A 22,588-nucleotide genomic window follows, 5' to 3' on the forward strand; every position below is an offset into this window, starting at 1 on the left:
AGGATAATTGATAAAAATAATGAATTGTTACGCAAGTAACAAAAGACAATCAGGGCGTAAATAGCCCTGATAACAGGATGTTAGTCGCTGCCAAAGAGATCGCGGGTGTAGACCTTATCTGCCACATCTTTAAGCTCTTCTGCCATACGGTTGGAAATAATGACATCGGCTTGTTGTTTGAAAGTGGCGAGATCACGTTCCAGGCGAGAGTTGAAGAATGAGTCTTCTTTCATCACCGGCTCGTAAATGATCACTTCAACGCCTTTCGCCTTGATACGTTTCATAATCCCCTGAATGGAAGACGCGCGGAAGTTGTCTGAACCGCTCTTCATAATCAGACGATAAATACCCACCACTTGCGGCTTGCGTGACAAAATGGCATCGGCAATAAAATCTTTACGCGTGCGGTTAGCATCGACAATTGCCGAGATCAGGTTATTCGGCACAGACTGGTAGTTCGCCAGTAACTGCTTGGTATCTTTCGGCAGACAATAACCACCATAACCAAACGACGGATTGTTGTAATGGTTGCCAATACGTGGGTCGAGACAAACGCCTTCGATTATTTGACGGGAATTCAGACCTAAACTTTCTGCATAGCTATCCAGTTCGTTAAAGTACGCCACGCGCATCGCCAGGTAGGTGTTTGCAAAAAGTTTAATCGCTTCTGCTTCAGTGGAGTCGGTAAACAGGGTCGGGATATTTTGCTTAATCGCTCCTTCCTGTAACAGAGCAGCAAAACGTTCTGCGCGTTCTGAACGCTCACCGATGACAATACGTGAAGGATGGAGATTATCGTAAAGGGCTTTACCCTCACGGAGAAATTCCGGGGAGAATATAATATTTTCAGTGCGATATTTCTTATGCATCGCTGCGGTAAAACCAACGGGAACCGTTGATTTGATCACCATAACCGCATAAGGATTTATCTCAACTACGTCTTTAATTACTGATTCTACACTCGATGTATTGAAATAATTAGTTTTAGGATCATAGTCGGTTGGAGTGGCGATGATGACGTAATCAGCATCCCGATAGGCTTCATTTTTATCTAATGTGGCATTAAAGTGTATTTTATCTGATTGCAAAAACTGCTGAATTTCCTTATCAACAATAGGAGATATCCGATCATTCAGCATAGCAACGCGTGACGGTAAAATATCTAATGCCACAACCTCATGATTTTGTGCGATTAGAAGCCCGTTTGACAAGCCGACATAGCCAGTACCGGAAATGGTGATTTTCATTTCATGCTCTCAGAATTAACTTAACTGTGAATCATGATGTTTTTAGCATCCTGATAAGAGTTAAAAGTTTTAACGCTACGTTGTAAGATGGTCAACGCAACGAAAAACAATTCAGAATTTCTTTATAAGAATAGCTGATATTTATTAAGTTAATATTAAGCAGTGAAATTTAGTCTATAAGATAATTGGTAAAAAAAACCCGGCATAATATACGCCGGGCCTCAATTTTATTGTTGATTAAATCAGATTAATCCAGCCATTCGGTATGGAACACACCTTCTTTATCAATACGCTTATAAGTATGCGCACCAAAATAGTCACGCTGTGCCTGGATCAGGTTCGCAGGCAGAACAGCAGCACGGTAGCTGTCGTAATAGGCAACCGCTGCGGAGAAGGTCGGAACCGGAATACCGTTCTGTACTGCATAAGCAACGACATCACGCAGCGCCTGCTGGTAGTCATCGGCAATTTGCTTGAAGTACGGAGCCAGCAGCAGGTTAGCGATCTGCGGATTTTCGGCATAAGCATCGGTGATTTTCTGCAGGAACTGCGCACGGATGATGCAGCCAGCACGGAAAATCTTCGCGATTTCGCCGTAGTTCAGATCCCAGTTGTACTCTTCAGACGCAGCACGCAGCTGAGAGAAGCCCTGGGCGTAAGAAACGATTTTGCCCAGATACAGCGCACGACGAACTTTTTCGATGAACTCAGCCTTGTCGCCTGCTGGCTGTGCTTGCGGACCAGAGAGAACTTTAGATGCGGCAACACGCTGATCTTTCAGAGAAGAGATATAACGTGCAAACACAGACTCGGTAATCAGCGACAGCGGTTCGCCGAGATCCAGCGCGCTCTGGCTGGTCCATTTACCGGTACCTTTGTTAGCCGCTTCATCCAGGATCACATCAACCAGGTAGTTACCGTCTTCATCTTTTTTGGTGAAGATATCTTTGGTGATGTCGATCAGGTAACTGCTCAGTTCACCGTTATTCCACTCGGTAAAGGTCTGCGCCAGTTCTTCGTTGGTGAGGTTCAGGCCACCTTTAAGCAGAGAATAGGCTTCAGCAATCAGTTGCATATCACCGTATTCGATACCGTTGTGAACCATCTTCACATAATGGCCTGCGCCATCGGCACCAATATAGGTAACGCATGGCTCCCCGTCTTCAGCTACTGCGGCGATTTTGGTCAGGATTGGTGCAACCAGTTCATAGGCTTCTTTCTGCCCACCAGGCATAATAGAAGGACCTTTCAGCGCGCCTTCTTCACCACCGGAGACACCGGTACCAATGAAGTTAAAGCCTTCGGCAGAAAGTTCACGGTTACGACGAATGGTGTCCTGGAAGAAGGTATTGCCACCATCAATGATGATGTCACCTTTATCGAGATATGGTTTGAGGGAATCAATAGCAGCATCCGTGCCTGCACCTGCTTTCACCATTAACAGGATGCGACGAGGCGTTTCCAGAGATTCAACAAACTCTTTCACCGTATAGTAAGGAACCAGTTTCTTGCCTGGATTTTCGGCAATCACTTCTTCCGTCTTTTCACGGGAACGGTTGAAAATAGAGACGGTATAACCACGGCTTTCGATGTTGAGCGCAAGGTTGCGCCCCATCACTGCCATACCGACGACGCCGATCTGTTGCTTTGACATTGTATACTCCTGTCAGGGGGTGTTCACCGCCGAGTGTGCGGCTTAAATGTGGTATAGATGTTAACTCACTCATAGAGATGGTGAATAGCAGTACCTTTGCTATACCACACTGAATATCTCATCTTTTCCGTCTTTTAAAACTTATTTATATGAAATTACTGAATTACTTGTTCAATAACGCAAGGATAAGTTTTGTCTTTTCTTCCATCAGCGGCACATCACCGCGCGATTCCACATTCAGGCGCACCACCGGTTCGGTGTTGGAGGAGCGCAGGTTAAAGCGCCAGTCGGCAAAGGTCATGCTGATGCCATCGGTGCGATCCACCGCCAGCGCCTCACGGCTAAAATGCTGTTCGACGCGATTAATCGCCTCAGCGGGTTGCGCCAGTTTGCTGTTGATCTCACCGCTTGCCGGAAACGCTGCCATCCGGTCGCGCACCAGTTCGCCCAGCGTTTTTCCTTTCAGACACACCAGTTCGGCGACCAGCAGCCACGGGATCATGCCGCTGTCGCAGTAAGCGAAATCACGGAAATAGTGGTGGGCGCTCATTTCGCCACCGTAGATGGCGTCTTCCTTGCGCATACGTTCTTTAATAAAGGCGTGTCCGGTTTTCGACATCACCGGTGTGCCGCCCGCGGCGGTCACCACATCAACGGTATTCCAAGAGAGACGTGGATCGTGGATGATCTTCGCGCCGGGATTTTTTTCGAGGAACGCTTCTGCCAGCAGGCCGACAATGTAGTAGCCCTCGATAAACTGCCCTTTTTCGTCAAACAGGAAACAGCGGTCAAAATCGCCATCAAAGGCAATGCCCATATCCGCGCCGTGTTTAATGACCGCATTGCGGGTGTCGTCGCGACATTCCGGCAGCAGCGGGTTAGGAATACCGTTGGGGAAATTGCCGTCCGGCGTGTTGTGCACTTTGATCAATTCCACAGGTGCGCCGAGGGCTTTAAAGCGGGCTTCGATAGCGTCCACCACCGGACCCGCTGCGCCGTTCCCGGAGTTGATCACCAGCTTGAGCGGCGTGAGGTTTTTGACATTGATATAACCGAACAGGTGATCAACGTAAGCGTCACGCAGGTTGATTTGCTGATAGCGACCGCGTTTGGTTTCATCGACGGGAGGAAAGTCGTTGGCTTCAGCCAGACGCTGGACGTCGCGCAGTCCGGTATCTCCGCTGATCGGGCGAGCCCCCTCGCGAACCAGCTTCATGCCGTTATAATCCATCGGATTATGGCTGGCGGTAACTTCGATGCCGCCATCCACGCCGAGATGGAACGTGGCGAAATAGATCTCTTCGGTGCCGGACATGCCGATATCCAGCACATCGACGCCCGCATCCTGTAAACCTCTCGCCAGCGCCAGTTTTAAGGTTTCGCTGGTGAGGCGGACGTCACCGCCTAACACAATGGTTTTCGGTTTGAGAAATTCGCCATAGGCGCGACCAATGCGCCACGCAATATCTTCATTCAGTTCTTCGCCTAATTTCCCGCGAATATCATAGGCTTTAAAGCAGGTTAATTTTTTCATATAAAAACCTTACCAATAATAAAATTATTTATGCGCAAACAATTGCATTAGTTTTGAGATTTTTCTGATAATGATAGCAATTTTCCAATTTACATTATGGTTTTTCATAACTTCTACAATTTCCTTTGTACTTGATATCGCGTTATCAATTCTGGTACTTTCCCCACCCAATCTCATCTTTACAAATACTTGAGGAACATAAATAACTTTAATATCATCACGTTTCAAAATCCTGACCATCTGATCATAGTCTGCAGCAATCCTATAGGATAAATCAAAATATCCATCGTCTTTATATAATTCCCTCCTCATATAGAAAGATGGATGCGGTGGTGCCCAGCCTAATGATAGCTTAGAACGTTTAAAAGGACCACTACGCCAGTATCGTTTGATTATATCAGTTTGGTTTTTTTCGAAAAAAACCAAATCACCGTATACAACATCCGCTTTTGTCTCATGGAAACGGCTTACAATAGTTTCAATAATATCAGGTCTTGCTAAAAGGTCATCAGAATGAACGAATCCAATAATATCTCCCGTAGATAAATTTATACCTTTATTTAAAGCATCATAGATACCGTTATCGCTTTCTGATAGACATTTGGTTACTCTTGTTGATACTTCGTTAATTAGTTTTAACGTATTATCTGTAGAACCACCATCAATAATTATATACTCTATATCTTTATAGGTTTGCAACTCTATTGACTCTAAAGTATCCCTTAAAGTCTTTTCACTATTATAAGTCACTGTAATAATACTGACTTTCATTTTAACATCCAATAATAATCATAATTAAATAACGTCAGTACAGCATTACGAATAATAATGTTGCATTAGTATCCAGCATCATTTTAGATTCTAACAACATCATCTTCATCCAAGTAGACACCTGAACGTACCTCAATAATCTCCAAAGGGATCTTTCCTGGATTCTCAATAAAATGAGGTACACCTATTGGTATATAAGTTGATTCATTTTCAGAAACAAGAAATATTTCATCTTCATAATGGACTTTTGCTGTTCCAGAAACAACAATCCAATGCTCAGTACGATGGTAATGAATCTGTTTAGCAGTTTTATGTCCAGGATGAATAACGACATGTTTAACCTCAAATCGAGATCCTTCCGCTATAGAGTCATGACTGCCCCATGGCCTAAATATTTCACGATGCTGCAGATATTCCGTACGGTTATTAACCTTAAGTTTTTCTACAATATTTTTTACCTGTTGAACTTTATCTTTATGCGCAACGAGAATAGCATCTTTAGTTTCAACAACTACTAAATCTTTAACTCCTACTACACCAATTAATCTATGTTGTGAGTAAAGATAACTGTCAGAAGAATCATGAATTAATACATCTCCTCTAATTGCATTTCCACTTTTATCTTTTCTGCTAATTTCCCATAATGCAGACCAAGAACCAACATCGCTCCAGTGGGCATTTAATGGAACTACCACAGCCTCTGTTGTTTTCTCCATAACAGCGTAATCAATGGATTCTTCAGGGCAACAACTAAATGAGTCATTATCTATACGGATAAAATCAAGATCTTGTGTAGAGGACTTCAATGCTTGTTGGCATATTTTTAGTATGTCTGGTCTAAATTTATTCAACTCATCAATAAACACAGAAGCCCTAAACATGAATATTCCACTATTCCAAAGATAATCTCCATCTTCAAGATATTTTTTGGCCACATCTAGCTCAGGCTTTTCAACAAAAGCAGAAACTTTAAAACCATATTCATTTAAATTTTCTCCGGTTTTTATGTAGCCATATCCAGTTTCGGGTTTGGTTGGCACAATACCAAAAGTTACCAGCTTACCTTCCTCTGCAAATTCTTTTGCAGCCAATATTGACGATATAAAGCGCTTTTGGTCTTGTATTTCATGATCGGCTGCTAGTACAAGCAGTATTGGATCCTCACCTGATGAAATCGCTTTAAGAGCAGCAAGCGCAACTGCGGGGGCTGTATTACGACCTATCGGCTCTAGTAAAATGCCACTATTCGCTAAATTTACATTACGCATTTGTTCTGCAACGATAAAACGATGAACTTCATTACAAATAACCAGAGCAGGACGATGTTCAACCCCTTCAAGCCTTCTTAAGGTCTCTTGTAGCATAGTCAAACGACTAGTTAACGATAGGAATTGCTTCGGATATAGTGTTCGAGAAAGTGGCCACAATCTAGTTCCAGAACCACCGGCCATTACAACAGGAAGTAGCATATAAATAACCTTCACTTAAAATAATTTTTTGTGTACTGATGAACTGAGGAATTAGCTAACAATTCGGCTATATCGAACCAATTGTAAGTACTATGTTGTAGTGTTGGATAGTTAATTTGATGTGGCATCAAACTAATCTCATATCCGTGTACGACATAATGAGTTGAAAAACAAGTCCCAGAAAAATTGTCGCTGTAGAAATGTTCATAAATCCCAAGAAATTTTGCTTCATTAATGCTAATTTGAACACCCAATTCTTCTAAAGTAACTCTTTTGAATGCGTTCTCGAAAGACTCATCTTTAAGAATCCGTCCCCCCGGCACAAACCAATAATTTTGTGCTGGACGATTAAGGCGCTGACCAAGCAGCGCCTTACCATCTTCGTTTCTTATAATAAGGTCTATCGAGATTAGTGGAGTATGTTCAACTATTGATTTAAATAACTCTGTTTCTAATCTCTTGTTCAATATTAACTCCTAAATGAGTCAAGATTATTTATAAACCATTTATATGTTAATTCTAGTCCTTGTTTTAAATTATAACGATATTTCCAACCCAAATTCTCAAGGCGTGTAACATCCATAAGTTTACGAGGCGAACCATCTGGTTTTGTTATATCAAAAACAATTTTTCCATCATAGCCAACAACTAAAGCCATTGTTTCTGCCATTTCACGTATGGAACAATCAACACCAGTACCTACGTTAATATGAGATAACATTGGTTGAGTATTTTTTTTATAAATTTCATCATCAAGCTCCATCACATATACTGATGCAGCGGCCATATCATCAACATATAAAAACTCGCGTTTTGGAGTTCCCGTTCCCCAGACAACCACTTCATTTAAACCAAGTTCCTTTGCTTCATGAAAACGCCGCATAAGCGCTGGAATTACATGTGAGTTATTGGGATGAAAATTATCATTCATACCATATAAGTTAGTAGGCATTACACTGCGATAATCACATCCATATTGGCGATTATAAGATTCACATAGCTTTATACCTGCTATTTTGGAAATAGCATAAGGCTCATTAGTAGGCTCAAGAGTTCCCGTCAAAAGTGCAGATTCTTTCATTGGCTGTTCTGCAAACTTTGGATAGATACAACTTGACCCTAAGAATAATAGTTTCTTTATGCCCGCTTTGTAAGATGAGTGAATAATATTGCTTTCAATAAGAAGGTTCTGATAAATAAATTCAGCTGGAAAAGTGTTATTAGCATGAATTCCTCCTACTTTTGCTGCTGCAAGGTAAACCTGATCTATTCTCTCTTGCTCAAAAAAACATTCAACATCCTTTTGAACTGTCAAATCGAGTTCTTTGTGAGTTTTGACAATTAACTCAACATCATTACGTGCTAATAATTGACGACAAATAGCAGAACCAACCATCCCACGATGTCCAGCCACAAAAATTCGCTTCTTGGTCATACTTTAACGCTCCAAAGAGACTGCCACGTCAAAACCATGGCTTTTAAGAAGTGCATGCTGTTTAGCTTTTTCTAAATCACTAGCCACCATTTCTGCACACATTTCTTCAACTGTAATCTCTGGCTCCCAACCCAAGACATTTTTTGCTTTTGTTGGATCACCAAGAAGAGTTTCAACTTCTGCTGGTCGAAAATAACGAGGGTCAACGCGAACAATAACATCACCAATATTAACACCAACGGCGCAATCTGATGTTTTATTTACAACAAATGCAATCTCATCAACACCAGTACCGGAAAACTCAAGTTCAAGTCCAACTTCTTTAGCAGACATACGGACAAATTCACGTACAGATATTTGTTTGCCGGTGGCAATAACAAAGTCTTCTGGCTGGTCTTGTTGAAGCATCATCCATTGCATACGAACATAATCTTTCGCATGCCCCCAATCGCGTAAAGAATCCATGTTGCCAAGATATAAGCATTTTTCTATTCCCTGCGATATATTAGCTATAGCACGTGTGATTTTACGTGTTACAAACGTTTCCCCACGACGTGGGGATTCATGATTGAACAAAATACCGTTACATGCATACATTCCATAAGACTCACGATAGTTTACAGTGATCCAATATGCATACAGTTTAGCTACGGCATAAGGTGAACGAGGATAGAACGGCGTTGTCTCTTTTTGTGGAACTTCCTGAACTAATCCATACAATTCAGAGGTTGACGCCTGATAAAATCGGGTTTTTTTTTCTAATCCCAAAAAACGAATAGCTTCCAATAATCGTAAAGTACCTATAGCATCAACATCAGCTGTATATTCTGGGGATTCGAAGGAAACAGCTACGTGACTCATTGCGCCAAGATTATAAACTTCATCAGGTTGAACTTCAGATAATATCCGAGTCAAATTAGAAGTATCTGTTAAATCACCATAATGAAGTTGTAATTTTAAATTACGATGGTGTGGGTCTTGATATATATGATCAATACGGTCAGTATTAAACAAGGAAGATCGACGTTTTATTCCATGAACCTCATAGCCTTTTTTAAGCAGAAATTCTGCCAAGTAGGAACCATCTTGCCCGGTAATTCCTGTAATTAAAGCTTTCTTACACATAAATAACCTCTCAAAACTTAGATAGTGATTTATATAGATTATATGTTTCGGAGAAACACTTCCCCCATGAAAATTTATTAGATTGCGCTAATCCTTTATTTTTTAATTCATTAGCGTTAGCTTCTACACTTAATAAAGCTGAGAATAAACTTTCAATTGATACTTCTTCGACTAAAATCGCACTATCCCCCACAACCTCGGGTATTGATGATCTATTTACGGCTATCACAGGACAGCCAGTTCGCATAGCCTCAAGCAAGGGAATTCCAAACCCTTCATATTCTGAAGGATAGATTAAGCAATAAGCCGAATTATATAATATATTTAGTTTTTCATTTGATACCTTCCCTAAGTACTGGAATCTTTCTGGAAGATATTCAGATAGTAACTTCATTTCTGCTTTATTTAAACCACCTCCGCCGACTATTTTAAGATTAGTATCAAAAAGTTTAGAAATGGCTTTAACTGCAAGCTCAAAATTTTTATATCCTGAACGAGCACCGACAAAAAGCACAAAATTTTCTTTTTCTAGATTTAAGTGTCTATAATCTTCCGATACACCATTATGAATAACATGTATCTTTTTTTCATCAACCTTAAAGAAATTAATTAAATCCTTGGCTGTATTATTAGAGACACAAATGATTGCATCGCTATGTTTCACAGCCCATCTTTTTTGTAAGCTATGAACATTGCGCCGAAGTCCTTTCATATACAATTCATATGTGAAATCGTGGACCGTGGTCACAACCGCATATTCCCCATCTTTCGGAACCCGATAATATGTAGAATGAAATATACTGTAATCTGAATCACTTTTTAATGCTTCAAAACATCTATATCGTTCTAAAAACCGGCATGGCCGATGGAGATCATCATTGTGATTTTCATTTTTATCATTAAATTGAATGAACTTGTATTCGTCATTTTTTAATCTCTTAATGATTTCTTCAAAGTATACAGTGATACCACCATATGATTGTAAACTTTTCACAATCCCATCATATAATATTTTCATTTTTTGTTTTCATATATATAGATAACAATACAGTAAGCAATGAAATGGATGATTATAATTGTTTCAATTTACTCTTTATATCCATTTGGATTCATTGTTTGCCATCTCCATGCATCTTCCACCATATTATTAAGAGTCCTTTTAGCAACCCAACTTAGCTGCTCGTTTGCTAAGGAAGGATCGGACCAACATTCAGCCACATCTCCATTTCGCTCAGAAACGATACGGAAAGGTATATCGCGTCCTGTTTCCAGTTTAAAAGCGTCGATGATATCTAACACACTATAACCTTGACCAGTGCCTAAATTAAAAACTTTAAGCCCCTGGTTTCTATTGAGATTTTTTAAAGCGGCAAGATGCCCCTCAACTAAATCGACTACATGGATATAATCTCTTACACCTGTTCCATCTTTTGTCATATATTTATTACCAAAAACATTTAGATAGGGTAATTTTCCAATTGCGACTTGCGCAACATAGGGAAACAGGTTATTAGGAGTTCCTAAAGGATCTTCTCCAATTAATCCAGTCTCATGAGCACCTACAGGATTAAAATATCTTAGTATTGTGATATTTGCGTCGCTATTCGCGTTACAAAAATCACGCAATATATGTTCCACCATAAACTTTGAACGACCGTACGGATTGATCACCTCACCGACAGGGTGTTTTTCAGATATTGGAACATAATGAGGATTGCCATAGACAGTAGCAGACGAACTAAAAATTAGATTAGAAATATTCGCTTTCTGCATTTCATCAAGTAATATTAGAGTCCCCAAAAGATTTGTGTCGTAATATTCTAATGGTTTTTTAATGGACTCGTTAACAGATTTTAAACCCGCAAAATGCATTACAGTAGAAACATTATATTTTGAAAAGATATTTTTTAATATATGTCTATCTCTAATATCACCACGTAATTTTTTTATCTTAGATAAGCAAATTTCCTCTACTCGTTCTAGAGATTTTGGAGAGGAATTGCAATAATTATCTAGCGATATAACATCATATCCATTTTGCAATAAAGTTAATATAGCATGTGAGCCAATATAGCCAGCCCCACCAGTCACAAGTATGCTCATACTTTAATAGCTCCAATACCTTAATTTTCTTGACTATTGGCTCGATTGATCAAACTCATCCACTGAGCACTAACTATTTCTTCTGTATAATGTCTATTCACGAATAGGAATCCTGCATTTCCGTGTTCGGTTCGTTTAACATTATCTTCAAAGTAAGTTAGTTTTTCCTGAAATTCAATTTGAGATTGACACACAAATCCGCCACCCGATGAAGAAATCACGCTACTTGTCCCTCCAGATATATCCATTGAAATTACAGGTAATCCGTAGGACATAGCTTCAAGTATTGTAACAGGAAAACATTCAAAGTATGAACCGGATACAAAAACATCACTTTTTGCCAAAAAAACATCTGTGTTTAAACTCGGTCCATGAAAGTGTATTTGGTTGTTATTCTTATATTTAGATTTGAGATACTCCAGCTCTTGACCACCTCCTACAATGTGTAAAACATACTTTTTTGTAGACGGGTGATTTATTACTGCATTAATTAACCTTTCAACTCCTTTATCTTTAACAATCCGACCAATATAAATCAAATCAAGAGTTTCTTTTCCTTGATGTATGCGCTTATATTTTTGCGTTTTGATTGAATTTGGTATAATTACAACCCTTTTACAAAAAGTAAACTTATCTTTTTCCTTGTGAGAATTACAAACTACTACAGCTTTTTTATTAAGAGACAAAAGAAATTTAAATACTTTTCTCCAAAAAATACTATTCTTGTCAAATGGATAATGTTCCCAGCAAATAATTTTATTCTTATTATACCGAAAAAAACCAATCAATAACAATAATGATGATGTAGCTATATCCGTGGAAATTATTAATTCAAGGTCTTTACTTTTGGCACTCAAAAAAAACAAATATTTAATGTAAAACCTTAATTTGCTTTCTTCATATGCAGTATTGTCTTGGAATAAGTAGGTTTTCCGATTATCTTCTCTAACTTGTATCTCTTGTGCGTTTATTGCTGAAAAACATCTCACTTGTAGGCTGTTTTTAGTTAATATATCAATTAGATTTTCAACTGCTTTCTCAGTGCCACCTATTTTATTTTCATACAGCTTAAAGACTCCAATGGACATTTTATTGACTCACTCTTATATATTCTGCTGATTTAACTTCTTTATTGAATAGGAATAATGAGGGCTTATACAATATATCGCACCAAGACACATAAATAATATCTTTACCCATATTTGCCTGTGCCAAATTTATGATTGAACATGCGGTAATGAGTATTAAGAAGATCAGATGCTTACATAGTTTGCTAATTTTATTAATATCGTAGGAGAAAAATATATAACTATATAATAACACCCAGAAAATGGAAAATCGATAAAATAAATCAGGCGATAACGATAAAAGGCATATCAGCAAAAGAAGTAAACTGCAAAAATTTTTGATTTGTGACTCTTGCCTCGTCATTTTTTTATTAAATAAAATTAAATAGATAAAAGTAAAAATAAAAAACACTGACGGTAATATGATCTTATTCAAGATATATTCATTAGTGCTCAGCAAGCTATTGCTTATGCCTATGGTTACAGAGTCCATATATTCGGGAAAGTAAAAACCTAAGCTTTCCAATAATGGCCTAATCAATTGAAATAGCAAAGAAGATATTAACCCATCATGGTTAAGGATTAGAACTAATATTATTAAATACAATATTGTTTTGTTAAGTCTTATTAATTTGCTAACAAAAAAAACACCTAGCAATAGTATTGCGCTGGGATGAATACAACATGAAATAATTGCAGAGAATATAATTTTTTGTGACTTATACCTATTATTTTCACTGGTGAAATACTGTATAATCATATAAAGCATAATACTAAATGCAAGATATTGCCGCAATGAACTAGCTATAGCAAAAAATGGGATTACGCTTATTAGAATATATAAATATATACATCTATGAGATAATTCCGGATTGTATTTTTTAATGTAATTAACATATATATTAAAATAAAAAATATATGATAAAAATGTTGAAAAAAAAGGTAAAAATTCTTTTTTTATTCCTAAAGATTTAAATAAATAAATAACAGTATTTATTGTAATATATCTATTGTCACTATTTTCAAAAACTTTGTTTAGTGATGTTTGACTAACATATAAATATGTTTCATAATGCCTAGTCAAATCCCAATTTTCATAAGGTATTAACAAAAATGCTAGTACCCCTAGCATAAATGAACATACATAAACACTCCATCTGGCCCCATTAATCATTTCAATCATTGCTAATAATAAAGCAAGAGGCAAATAAATTATTGAAATAAATGAAGCACTAATTTTTATGTTTCTATTAATCATCTTTTTATAACTTTTCTCATAAATAGGTAAATATCTGCTAACGCCGCATATAATTTCCCGTTTCTTTTCTTTCGGATTTGTCTCGCTTCCTCCAATGCTAATTTTACATTTTTAGCGCTAAGGCCGGCATTTCTCATCGAAGAGATATTTTTATCAATATAATGAAAGATATAACCTTGTTTCTTCAATTTTAGCAAAAGATCATAATCAGAAGCAATTTTATAGCTAGTATTAAATAAATTTTCTCTGTGGATATCTTTTCTAATAAATGTGGCCGGATGGCTTAAATTCATATCTATATGTAGTTTCCAGTCTTTAGGCCTCCGGACCTGAATAACATCCAAGCTATCAGCCTCTACCAAAGACATATTTCCATAAATAACATCATATTTATTTTCTTTCATTACTTTTATTACTTGACATAATACATCTTTATTATAAAAATCATCAGCGTTTATAAATCCTATATAATTTCCAGATGCTTTTAACACACCTTTATTCATTGCATCATATATACCATTATCATTTTCAGAAATGATATATGAAATTTCATTTTTGTAAGAATTAACAATATTTAGAGTATTATCCGTTGATGCACCATCAATTATAATATATTCAATGTCATCATTGCAGTTTTGTGATAAGACACTTTTTATAGTATCTTCGATATACATTTCGCCATTGTACACAACGGTAACTATTGTTAAAGTTGGTTTATTCATTGTTAGCCCTACAATAAATTTAAATTATTTAATTTATTTGTTTTCTTAATCAAAAAGTAAAATCTCGCCATTATTATAAACTCAGTTGAAATAACTCCTATTGCTGTACCAACTCCTGAGTATTCATTAGTCAAATAAGTAATTATCAGTAGGCCTATTAATCCACTGGTAGTAATAATTTTTGTAAATTCTTTTTTCATACCAATAGGGATCATTACTAAAATTGCAATATAATTACTTACCGTAACTATTGCTGGAGTAAAAGCTAAAACTTTGAGTATTTCTAAAGATTCATGATACGTTTTTCCATACATGATTAAAATTATATCGTCTGCAAAAAAGTAAAGAAATATGGAAAGTACGAACATCAGTGAAAATTGCCATCGAAACACTTTCCTGGCTAATAATAGTCCATCGTCATGATTATCCTTCATTATATAAGTTACTCTAGGAAAAACAGCTTGGGTTATAGGACCAATAACGCCTTGTAGTGCAAGCCTAATTTTATCTGCAGCGATAAAATATCCCACTGCAGTTGTTCCTGATAATGCACCTAATATTATTGTTGAACTAGTAGTATAAAGGCTTATTGCTGCAGAGGAAATGAAGTAATGCCATCCATCATAAATTAACTCTTTCATTTTGGATAAGGATGGTGGTACCCATATTATTTTTTTAAGAGAAAATAAAAAATATGTAGATATTATACCTGCAATAACTGTTATTGATGATTGTATTGTTATCGCTATACCAAGATCCTTTTCACTTTTAACCAATAAAAATGTTAAACATAGTGTAAGTAAGCGTGCGGAAAACATACTTATCGCTATTCCTAACATTTTTTCCAGCCCTTGAAAAAACCATACTGGATATATTAAATTTCCTACGACAGATATGTATGCAAGAATGATAAATTTAATTTGGTAATCAATGATATTCAATTCCGAAATTAAATAAATAATTAACAAACCAAGAGATGCTGCAATTATTTTGATAAACGTTACATTCCAAAAAACTTTACTTATGGAATCAGTATTTTCCCTTGATATTGATATGATTTTGGGCGCTGAGTAGTTAAATCCGTAATCAATAAATAATATAAAATATTGGACCACAGCAAAACTATACCCATATATCCCGTATCCTGTAGGTTCAAGGATCCTGACAAGATAAGGCAGTGTGACCAATGGAAATATATAATTGCCACCTTGAACGCTTAATAAATAGATGATGTTTTTTAACATAACGAGCCTACGTACTTAACAAGTCTTATTTTGCACGATAGTTTACAATTTGTTAAGTAATATGGGATAAACATTTAATTCACGCTACCGCCCCTGGCTCAACAGCTACCAGCGTACTGCATGCATGTCCTAGTTGTACCTAGCATTAACCGTTATGGTTAGTTCGAAAAGCTTAACTCTGAACGTTTTACCAAATCGCTTCAGAGATGGAGAAAATCTCAGCCTCCCACAATAAATGCCTATTGAAAAGTTATTGTTACTCATATTTAGAACGGTATAAAGAAAGAATGAGGCAATGAGTACAATTAGCCCCACGAATCCTCACCGCCGTTATAATTTTCTTATCAACCGTTACATCCGGTCAGATTTTCATTATTCGCTTAACAGCTTTTCAATACCTTTACGGAACTTCGCCCCTTCTTTCAGGTTGCGCAGTCCATACTTCACAAACGCCTGCATATAGCCCATTTTCTTGCCACAATCGTAACTGTCACCGGTCATCAGCATTGCATCAACGGACTGTTTTTTCGCCAGTTCAGCAATGGCATCAGTCAGCTGAATACGCCCCCATGCACCAGGTTGAGTGCGTTCAAGTTCCGGCCAAATATCGGCAGAAAGCACATAGCGACCAACGGCCATGATGTCTGAGTCCAGCGTCTGCGGCTGATCCGGTTTTTCGATAAATTCAACAATGCGGCTGACTTTGCCTTCACGATCCAGCGGCTCTTTGGTCTGAATAACGGAGTATTCAGAAAGGTCACCCGGCATACGTTTTGCCAGCACCAGGCTACGGCCCGTTTCATTGAAGCGCGCAATCATGGCAGCAAGGTTGTAGCGCAGCGGGTCGGCGCTGGCGTCGTCGATCACTACGTCTGGCAGTACCACGACAAATGGGTTGTCGCCAATGGCGGGTCGTGCACATAAAATGGAGTGGCCTAAACCTAAAGGTTCGCCCTGACGCACGTTCATAATGGTCACGCCAGGCGGACAGATAGACTGCACTTCCGCCAGCAGTTGACGCTTCACGCGCTGTTCAAGGAGAGATTCTAATTCATAAGAGGTGTCGAAGTGGTTTTCGACCGCGTTCTTGGACGCGTGAGTTACCAGGAGGATTTCTTTGATCCCTGCAGCCACAATCTCGTCAACAATGTACTGAATCATTGGCTTGTCGACGATCGGTAGCATCTCTTTGGGTATCGCCTTAGTGGCAGGCAACATATGCATCCCAAGACCCGCTACCGGTATAACTGCTTTTAAATTCGTCATTATTTTCCTACCTCTAAGTGACTGATAGTGCGTAAATTATTGCCATAGATTAGCCAAACGGTATGGCTATATACCAAAGCTTAGTTCCGCATAACTTTGATTAAACCTTGCGATAACACTACACACCATCAGCATCTGGGTTACTCGGATTACTCGGAATTCCGCATACTGATAATTTAATCAGTACCTCTTTCCGAATAATCGTAGTCCAACCTGGTCCTTTTTTCTCTGACTCGTCTGCATTACTCAGAAACAAACGTTATGTCGTCTTTTTTGGCATGGACGAATTCATACTGCAGAGTTCGATCCAGACCTTGCGACAGCGTATACGGTGCCACAAAACCTGAAGAATGCACTTTCGTTGCGTCAAACTGTGTTGTTGCGCAGAATTTTTTCACGCGCACTGAGCTGACAGCGTATTTTTTGCCCGTAATTTTGCTCAGGATATCAAAACAATATCCCCCCAGCATTCCTAGTGGGTAAGGCAAGTGCATAGAAGGGATCTTTTTGTTCAGGCTTTGTTCAACTTCAGCAACCAACTGGTTCATGTTCAGGTCTGGCTTATCAACGTAGTTATAAACCTCATAACCTGCGGCAACATTCTTCAGTTTGTACTTGATAAACTCAACAATGTTTCCAACATAAGCCATGGACTTATAGTTAGTCCCTGCGCCCACCATCATAAACTTGCCGCCAGCGATCTGTTTCAGCAAGTTATAGACGTTACCGCGGTTGCGTTCACCGAAGATAACGGTAGGACGGATGATGGTTAATGAACGTTCTGTTGGTGCTTTGTTATACCATTCACGCAGCACTTCCTCTGCCTGCCACTTACTTTTGCCGTAGTGGTTGAAAGGGTCGTGTGGATGGTTTTCGTCAGGGTTGTGTTTGTTCAAACCATAAACAGCAACGGAACTGGTAAAGATGATATTTTTAACGCCATTTTTTTCCATGGCAGCCAACACATTGCGGGTACCCTGAACGTTGACATCATAATAGAGAGAAGTAGGGCTGACGTCATCGCGGTGTTCCGCTGCCAGTAGCACAACAGTGTCAAAACCGGCTAACGCCTGGTCGAGTGCCTGTTGATCACGAACATCGCCAATCTGTGTGATTTCTGGATAAAAGTGGCTCTGCTGTTTGTCCAGGTTCTTGATATTAAAGTCAGCAATTGCCGTTTCAAGTAGTCGGGTTCCTACGAATCCGGAAGCTCCTATGAGCAAAACGTTATCGTTCATAAATCACTTTAGTCTGGTTGTTACGTAAGAAACACAAGATAAAGATGAGTACCTTCTCTGAGTAGTCAATGCTGCCCAGCCCCAGCTTTAACAGTTAGTGTGAGGATTATAATCTTTTAGAACATTATATCCAGTAAGTTTATGAATGGTCGCAAATCTACTCCCTCCGTTCCGGCAATCTAAAGTTAATCTTCTCCACATTAACAATATGGTGATTAATCCTGTCGATATCGACGGAGCTTTGCCCTTTTTCATTCACTGCATGAATATTCGTGAGTGAAAGCAGCGTTTTACGCTTTGCCATAAAAACGCCTCGAACGTCTTTGCGCATGTCAAAGTTCATGCTCAATGCGGGTCCAACTGAGGATTCCTGCATCACATTGATATTTCGCATAAAAAGATGTTGCGGTTTGTTGTGTAACTCCAGCGACGCACGCTTCATCTCAATGTTAGTCAGCGCCACAAAGGAGACAGCATTCCCGGCGGAGATTTGAATGCCGCGCAATTTATAAGCAAGATGAGTATTATCCAGTTGAATATCATTCACTCGGAAATTCTGCGGTATCGAGAGATATTTGCCTTTAATTACCCCATAGCCGATTAACATCCCGGCACTATTAATCATTTCAATATTATCAATCACAAAGTTGTCACAACCATAAATAGCAACTGTGGCGTTATCAATACCTGCTTTCTTACTGAAATCCGGCGTGATATTACGAGCTTTGATATTACGGATAACAAAATGTTTACCATTTTCAACATGGATCAGTTGCCGACAATCCGATCCCGTGATATTCGCCACGACAAAGTTTTTCACTGCCTGGTTTTCCGGATAATTATTATCGTAGGTACTTCCCGCAAGGCCTATGCCGATGCCCCAGTTGATTTTGCCGTTGGTACAGTTAATGCGCTCAATGAGATGGTCGGATATCAAAATATCACTGTCGTTAATCGCCACGTTCCATTCAATAGCGTCGCCCTGTAAGTCGCTGAACTTACAGTTGGTGATGTTGGCACCGATTATCTGGTTATGAAATCCCTGGCGTAAGATGGCGTAATTAGCGTGGCTAACGGTCAGGTTATCGATGGTCAGGTTGTGCATGACCCGTTTGTTTTTGCCGCCGATATAAATCTGCGTTACCGGACCAAAGCCGCTCATCGCCAGCCCTTTGATGGTGCAGTCAGAACCACGCACATCCAGGGTGATGTTATGCATACTGCCGCCCTCCTCCCCTGTCACCTGGCTGCCGTCCTGTAAGACAAATCGCCCTCTGCCGTTGCCGCGCAGGCTTCCAAGGATGTGTAACGTTTTACCTGCAGGAATGAAGATGCCGGTGTTGATATTGTCACAAACCAATCCGGCAGGCACGACGACCGTTTGCCCTTCGCTGAAGGCTTGTTTAAATGAGGCGATCCAGTCGTGAGGGTTGTAGTCGTTAATGTTAACGCTTTGTTGAGCGGGAAGTGCGCGGGCGAAAGGCGTATGGAGGAAGGCAAGCACAGAGCTTGCCGTCAGGAAGGTGCGTCGGGAGAGTTTTTTAAATGGCATGCGTTCTCCTCTATAAAGCCTGCAGCAAGCTGGCGAGTTCTCGATTGATCACCTGCTGGTTAAAATCGTGTTCGACTTTTTCGCGAGCACGTTTGATAACCGGAGCCAGTTCGTCGGTGTCCAGTTGGCTAAACGCCGCCAGTCGTTGCGCCAGTGCGCGAGCATCGTTCTCAGGCACCAACCAGCCGGATTTATCGGCCTCCACCAGTTCAGGAATTCCGCTATGCAGAGTAGAAACCACCGGAATGCCGACCGCCATCGCTTCCATTAGCGCCACCGGAATGCCTTCCATATCGCCGTCCGCACCCGTTACCGAAGGCAGCAGGAAAACATCCGCGTCGTCTAGCATCGCTTTCACTTCGTGGCTCGGTTTAAAGCCCGGCATCTCTACCACATCTTCCAGTTGATATTGTTCGATGAGGGTGCGCAGGCGTCGTTCCCACGGGCCAATGCCGAGGATGCGATAGCGAAATGCCACGCCCTGCTCTTTCAACTGACGGCAGGCTTCGATCGCCACATGCAGGCCTTTTTTCTCGGTTAAGCGTGCGACGGAAATGATTTCCAGCGGTGTTGCGGGCGCTTTCACCGGACGCGGGCTAAAGCGCGTCATGTCCACGCCCATGCGCGATACGGCGATTTTTTCCCTCGGGCATCCCATTTTTTGCAGCCTTCCGGCCCACAGATCGCTGATCGGTAGCATCAGGTCGCCACGGCGGAACAGTTGCTGATATTCGGGAGTGTAGTGGTTGAGCACTTCCCGACTGGAGATATCAATGCCGTGGAAGATAGTAGCGATTTTGCCGCGAATGATACCCAGTTCCCGTAGTTTTGCTGCGATTACCCCCGCAGGGCCAAAATGAGCGATAAAGACATCGGCATAAAATGGTGTTGCGACCTGGCCGCAAATGGCAGACAAAATCAGGTTCCGCGACTCAGCACCATAGCGTTTGAGGTTGAGCGCCTGCCAGGTATTTTTACGATGAATGCCGCGTAAGGTCTGGCTGGCGCGGTGGCGCAGTTTCGCCACTTTGCCCGTAGGTTCGTCCTGTAACCAGCGGGTTCTGGCGGCAAGGTTATATTTTGTCCATGCCGCGTGGGTGTTTTGTGTGTCGCCTTTTTGCAGCGCGACAATCTCCACCTCAAAGCCCATATCAATAAACGCGGTAATTTGATTGAGGACGAAGGTTTCCGACGACAGTGGAAATTTCAGTAAAAAGAAGCCGACCTTCATTTCGCCTCCCCGATGCGTTCAAGCACAGATTTCACCATCTGCATTCCCGTCTGACGTTCGCGACTGACGGCTTCGTTAAGTCGCGTGTTCAGTGCCGGAAGCTGGCCTAAGGTATCCGCAACCATCGCTTGCAGGCTGCCGTCTAATAAATGACGGATATCAATTGCCATCTCTGGTAGCCCCAGTTGTTGCATAATCCCGGCGGATTTATGTTCATAGTTGATGGCAATCGCCGGAGTGGCAAAGTTCATCGAGATAATGGCAGAGTGCAGGCGCGTACCGACGGTGAGTTCACAGGCCCCCAGAATTTTGCCCATTTCCAGATCGTTGAGTTCATCCATCACCACGTGGTAACGGGCAGGATCGCTGATGTGCTGGCGAAGATTGAGCGCCACCATGCGGTCGTCTTTGTTATAGCTGTCGATGCCCGTACAGGTGGAAAGCGCAATCACCTGATACCCTTCGTCGAGAATGCGATTGACCACCCCGGCAAAGGCTTTTTCATACGCTTGCTGAGTGGTGCCGAGACGTTTGTCGAACGGTGCCAGTTCGCGCAGGGTAATTGCTACCGTTTTCTGTTGTGCGGCAACGTCCAGCCAGTGTTGAACGGCATAGCTGGCGGTGAAGTCTTCTGTGTGGTGATCGACCAGCCACGCAGTATCGACGCCATGTTCGACTTTTGCGGTGGTGATATTGCTGCGTTTCATCAGTTCAAGGCTGACCGATTCGCGCAGGATCAGCGCGTCGCAGTGACCAAAAACGTAGTTCGCCAGTTGGTTAAATTGCTCATCCTGGAATGGACCAACGCTGTGACCAATCATAAATAGCGGCTTTTTCGCCATGAAAGTGCAAAGCGCGTGTTCAAACTGCGGCACGCCGTAGAGATCGACAAAAAACGATCCGCCGACCTGAATAATGGCGTCGTAACCTGACAGCAGGCGCACGAAGTCAGTGAATCCCTGAGCGATGGCGATATTACGCAGCTTGCCAGTGTCGGTGACGCGTGAGAGCAATACCTGATGCTGATAGCGGCGACGGAGGACTTTTTTAACGCGCCCGACAACGCCCGCCGCGCTGTTGTGTTTTTTCATTTGCAGGAACAGCGGATCGCCCATTACCGGGCGGTTGAGCAGCCAGGAAGAACTGACCGGATAGCGGCTCATCACGTCCACTTCGGCATGTGGATTGAGGATATTGATGGCATCAAGTAAGCCACGCAGGATGGCGCTATCGCCACGATTGCCGCAAGTGTGGTTGCCCAGAATAAGTAATTTCATTTTTTCCTCATAAATTTGATGCCAGGTGAGGCTGTGTTTGTTGTGTTCGTTGCCGTTTTTTGCCTGATGCGACGCTAACGCGTCTTATCAGACCTACAAGATCCGAGCACAGAACCGTAGGACGGATAAGGCGTTCACGCCGCATCCGGCATTCAGTGCCTGATGCGACGCTGACGCGTCTTATCAGGCCTACAAGACCCGAGCACAGAGCCGTAGGACGGATAAGGCGTTTTACGCCGCATCCGGCATTCAGTGCCTGATGCGACGCTGACGCGTCTTATCAGGCCTACAAGATCCGAGCACAGAACCGTAGGCCGGATAAGGCGTTTTACGCCGCATCCGGCATTCAGTGCCTGATGCGACGCTGGCGCGTCTTATCAGGCCTACAAGACCCG

Annotated in this window: 19 protein-coding genes; all 19 read right to left on the reverse strand. The window is 41.0% G+C overall.

Annotated elements, in window-relative coordinates; all coding sequences use genetic code 11:
- Positions 1 to 80: 80 nt before the first annotated feature.
- Entirely contained in the window at positions 81 to 1,247 is a 1,167-nt protein-coding gene (gene ugd / locus ACJHYW_RS23060) for a UDP-glucose 6-dehydrogenase (RefSeq protein WP_000704860.1), read from the reverse strand.
- 247 nt (positions 1,248 to 1,494) lie between these two features.
- On the reverse strand, positions 1,495 to 2,901 hold the full coding sequence (gene gndA / locus ACJHYW_RS23065) for an NADP-dependent phosphogluconate dehydrogenase (RefSeq protein ID WP_000043484.1): 1,407 nt from the start codon (positions 2,899 to 2,901) through the stop codon (positions 1,495 to 1,497).
- A 163-nt stretch (positions 2,902 to 3,064) separates the two neighbouring features.
- Positions 3,065 to 4,435, reverse strand: a complete 1,371-nt coding sequence (gene cpsG / locus ACJHYW_RS23070) for a colanic acid biosynthesis phosphomannomutase CpsG (RefSeq protein WP_000736848.1) — start codon at positions 4,433 to 4,435, stop codon at positions 3,065 to 3,067.
- A gap of 24 nt (positions 4,436 to 4,459) precedes the next feature.
- The gene (locus tag ACJHYW_RS23075; RefSeq protein WP_000868618.1) at positions 4,460 to 5,206 is read right to left on the reverse strand and encodes a glycosyltransferase family 2 protein; all 747 of its coding nucleotides are present in this window, start codon (positions 5,204 to 5,206) and stop codon (positions 4,460 to 4,462) included.
- Positions 5,207 to 5,289: 83 nt separating this feature from the next.
- Positions 5,290 to 6,675 carry a mannose-1-phosphate guanylyltransferase/mannose-6-phosphate isomerase gene (locus ACJHYW_RS23080; protein WP_001361571.1) on the reverse strand — a complete coding sequence of 462 codons (1,386 nt, stop codon included), beginning with the start codon at positions 6,673 to 6,675 and terminating at the stop codon, positions 5,290 to 5,292.
- Between the two features lie 11 nt (positions 6,676 to 6,686).
- On the reverse strand, positions 6,687 to 7,142 hold the full coding sequence (locus tag ACJHYW_RS23085; protein ID WP_001042472.1) for a GDP-mannose mannosyl hydrolase: 456 nt from the start codon (positions 7,140 to 7,142) through the stop codon (positions 6,687 to 6,689).
- Between the two features lie 2 nt (positions 7,143 to 7,144).
- Positions 7,145 to 8,110 carry a GDP-L-fucose synthase family protein gene (locus tag ACJHYW_RS23090; protein WP_000163129.1) on the reverse strand — a complete coding sequence of 322 codons (966 nt, stop codon included), beginning with the start codon at positions 8,108 to 8,110 and terminating at the stop codon, positions 7,145 to 7,147.
- 3 nt (positions 8,111 to 8,113) lie between these two features.
- Positions 8,114 to 9,235: a GDP-mannose 4,6-dehydratase gene (gmd, locus tag ACJHYW_RS23095; protein WP_000335121.1), complete on the reverse strand. Its 1,122-nt coding sequence runs from the start codon at positions 9,233 to 9,235 to the stop codon at positions 8,114 to 8,116.
- 10 nt (positions 9,236 to 9,245) lie between these two features.
- A complete protein-coding gene (locus ACJHYW_RS23100) occupies positions 9,246 to 10,253 on the reverse strand; it encodes a glycosyltransferase family 4 protein (protein ID WP_000699784.1) in 1,008 nt (335 codons plus the stop codon).
- A gap of 68 nt (positions 10,254 to 10,321) precedes the next feature.
- Positions 10,322 to 11,338, reverse strand: coding sequence for a UDP-glucose 4-epimerase GalE (gene galE, locus ACJHYW_RS23105; protein ID WP_000026026.1), 1,017 nt, complete (start codon positions 11,336 to 11,338; stop codon positions 10,322 to 10,324).
- Between the two features lie 20 nt (positions 11,339 to 11,358).
- On the reverse strand, positions 11,359 to 12,426 hold the full coding sequence (locus ACJHYW_RS23110) for a glycosyltransferase (RefSeq protein WP_000022057.1): 1,068 nt from the start codon (positions 12,424 to 12,426) through the stop codon (positions 11,359 to 11,361).
- 1 nt (position 12,427) lies between these two features.
- Positions 12,428 to 13,663: an O11 family O-antigen polymerase gene (wzy, locus tag ACJHYW_RS23115; protein WP_061092867.1), complete on the reverse strand. Its 1,236-nt coding sequence runs from the start codon at positions 13,661 to 13,663 to the stop codon at positions 12,428 to 12,430.
- Positions 13,660 to 14,385, reverse strand: coding sequence for a glycosyltransferase family 2 protein (locus ACJHYW_RS23120; protein ID WP_001361572.1), 726 nt, complete (start codon positions 14,383 to 14,385; stop codon positions 13,660 to 13,662). The genes wzy and ACJHYW_RS23120 overlap by 4 nt, the downstream gene beginning before the upstream one ends.
- A gap of 8 nt (positions 14,386 to 14,393) precedes the next feature.
- Entirely contained in the window at positions 14,394 to 15,629 is a 1,236-nt protein-coding gene (wzx, locus tag ACJHYW_RS23125) for an O11 family O-antigen flippase (RefSeq protein WP_000916633.1), read from the reverse strand.
- A gap of 372 nt (positions 15,630 to 16,001) precedes the next feature.
- Complete coding sequence (gene galF, locus ACJHYW_RS23130; protein ID WP_000183045.1) at positions 16,002 to 16,895, reverse strand: UTP--glucose-1-phosphate uridylyltransferase GalF; 894 nt, start codon at positions 16,893 to 16,895, stop codon at positions 16,002 to 16,004.
- A 242-nt stretch (positions 16,896 to 17,137) separates the two neighbouring features.
- A complete protein-coding gene (locus ACJHYW_RS23135; protein ID WP_000999466.1) occupies positions 17,138 to 18,133 on the reverse strand; it encodes an N-acetyl-alpha-D-glucosaminyl-diphospho-ditrans,octacis-undecaprenol 4-epimerase in 996 nt (331 codons plus the stop codon).
- Between the two features lie 157 nt (positions 18,134 to 18,290).
- A complete protein-coding gene (gene wcaM / locus ACJHYW_RS23140; protein ID WP_001116065.1) occupies positions 18,291 to 19,685 on the reverse strand; it encodes a colanic acid biosynthesis protein WcaM in 1,395 nt (464 codons plus the stop codon).
- A 10-nt stretch (positions 19,686 to 19,695) separates the two neighbouring features.
- A complete protein-coding gene (gene wcaL / locus ACJHYW_RS23145) occupies positions 19,696 to 20,916 on the reverse strand; it encodes a colanic acid biosynthesis glycosyltransferase WcaL (RefSeq protein WP_000862677.1) in 1,221 nt (406 codons plus the stop codon).
- On the reverse strand, positions 20,913 to 22,193 hold the full coding sequence (gene wcaK, locus ACJHYW_RS23150) for a colanic acid biosynthesis pyruvyl transferase WcaK (RefSeq protein ID WP_000770767.1): 1,281 nt from the start codon (positions 22,191 to 22,193) through the stop codon (positions 20,913 to 20,915). Before wcaK ends, wcaL begins: the two co-directional genes overlap by 4 nt.
- Positions 22,194 to 22,588: the final 395 nt, after the last annotated feature.

It is taken from the genome of Escherichia sp. WS3063, from assembly GCF_046486595.1.
Taxonomy (GTDB): Bacteria; Pseudomonadota; Gammaproteobacteria; order Enterobacterales; family Enterobacteriaceae; genus Escherichia; species Escherichia coli.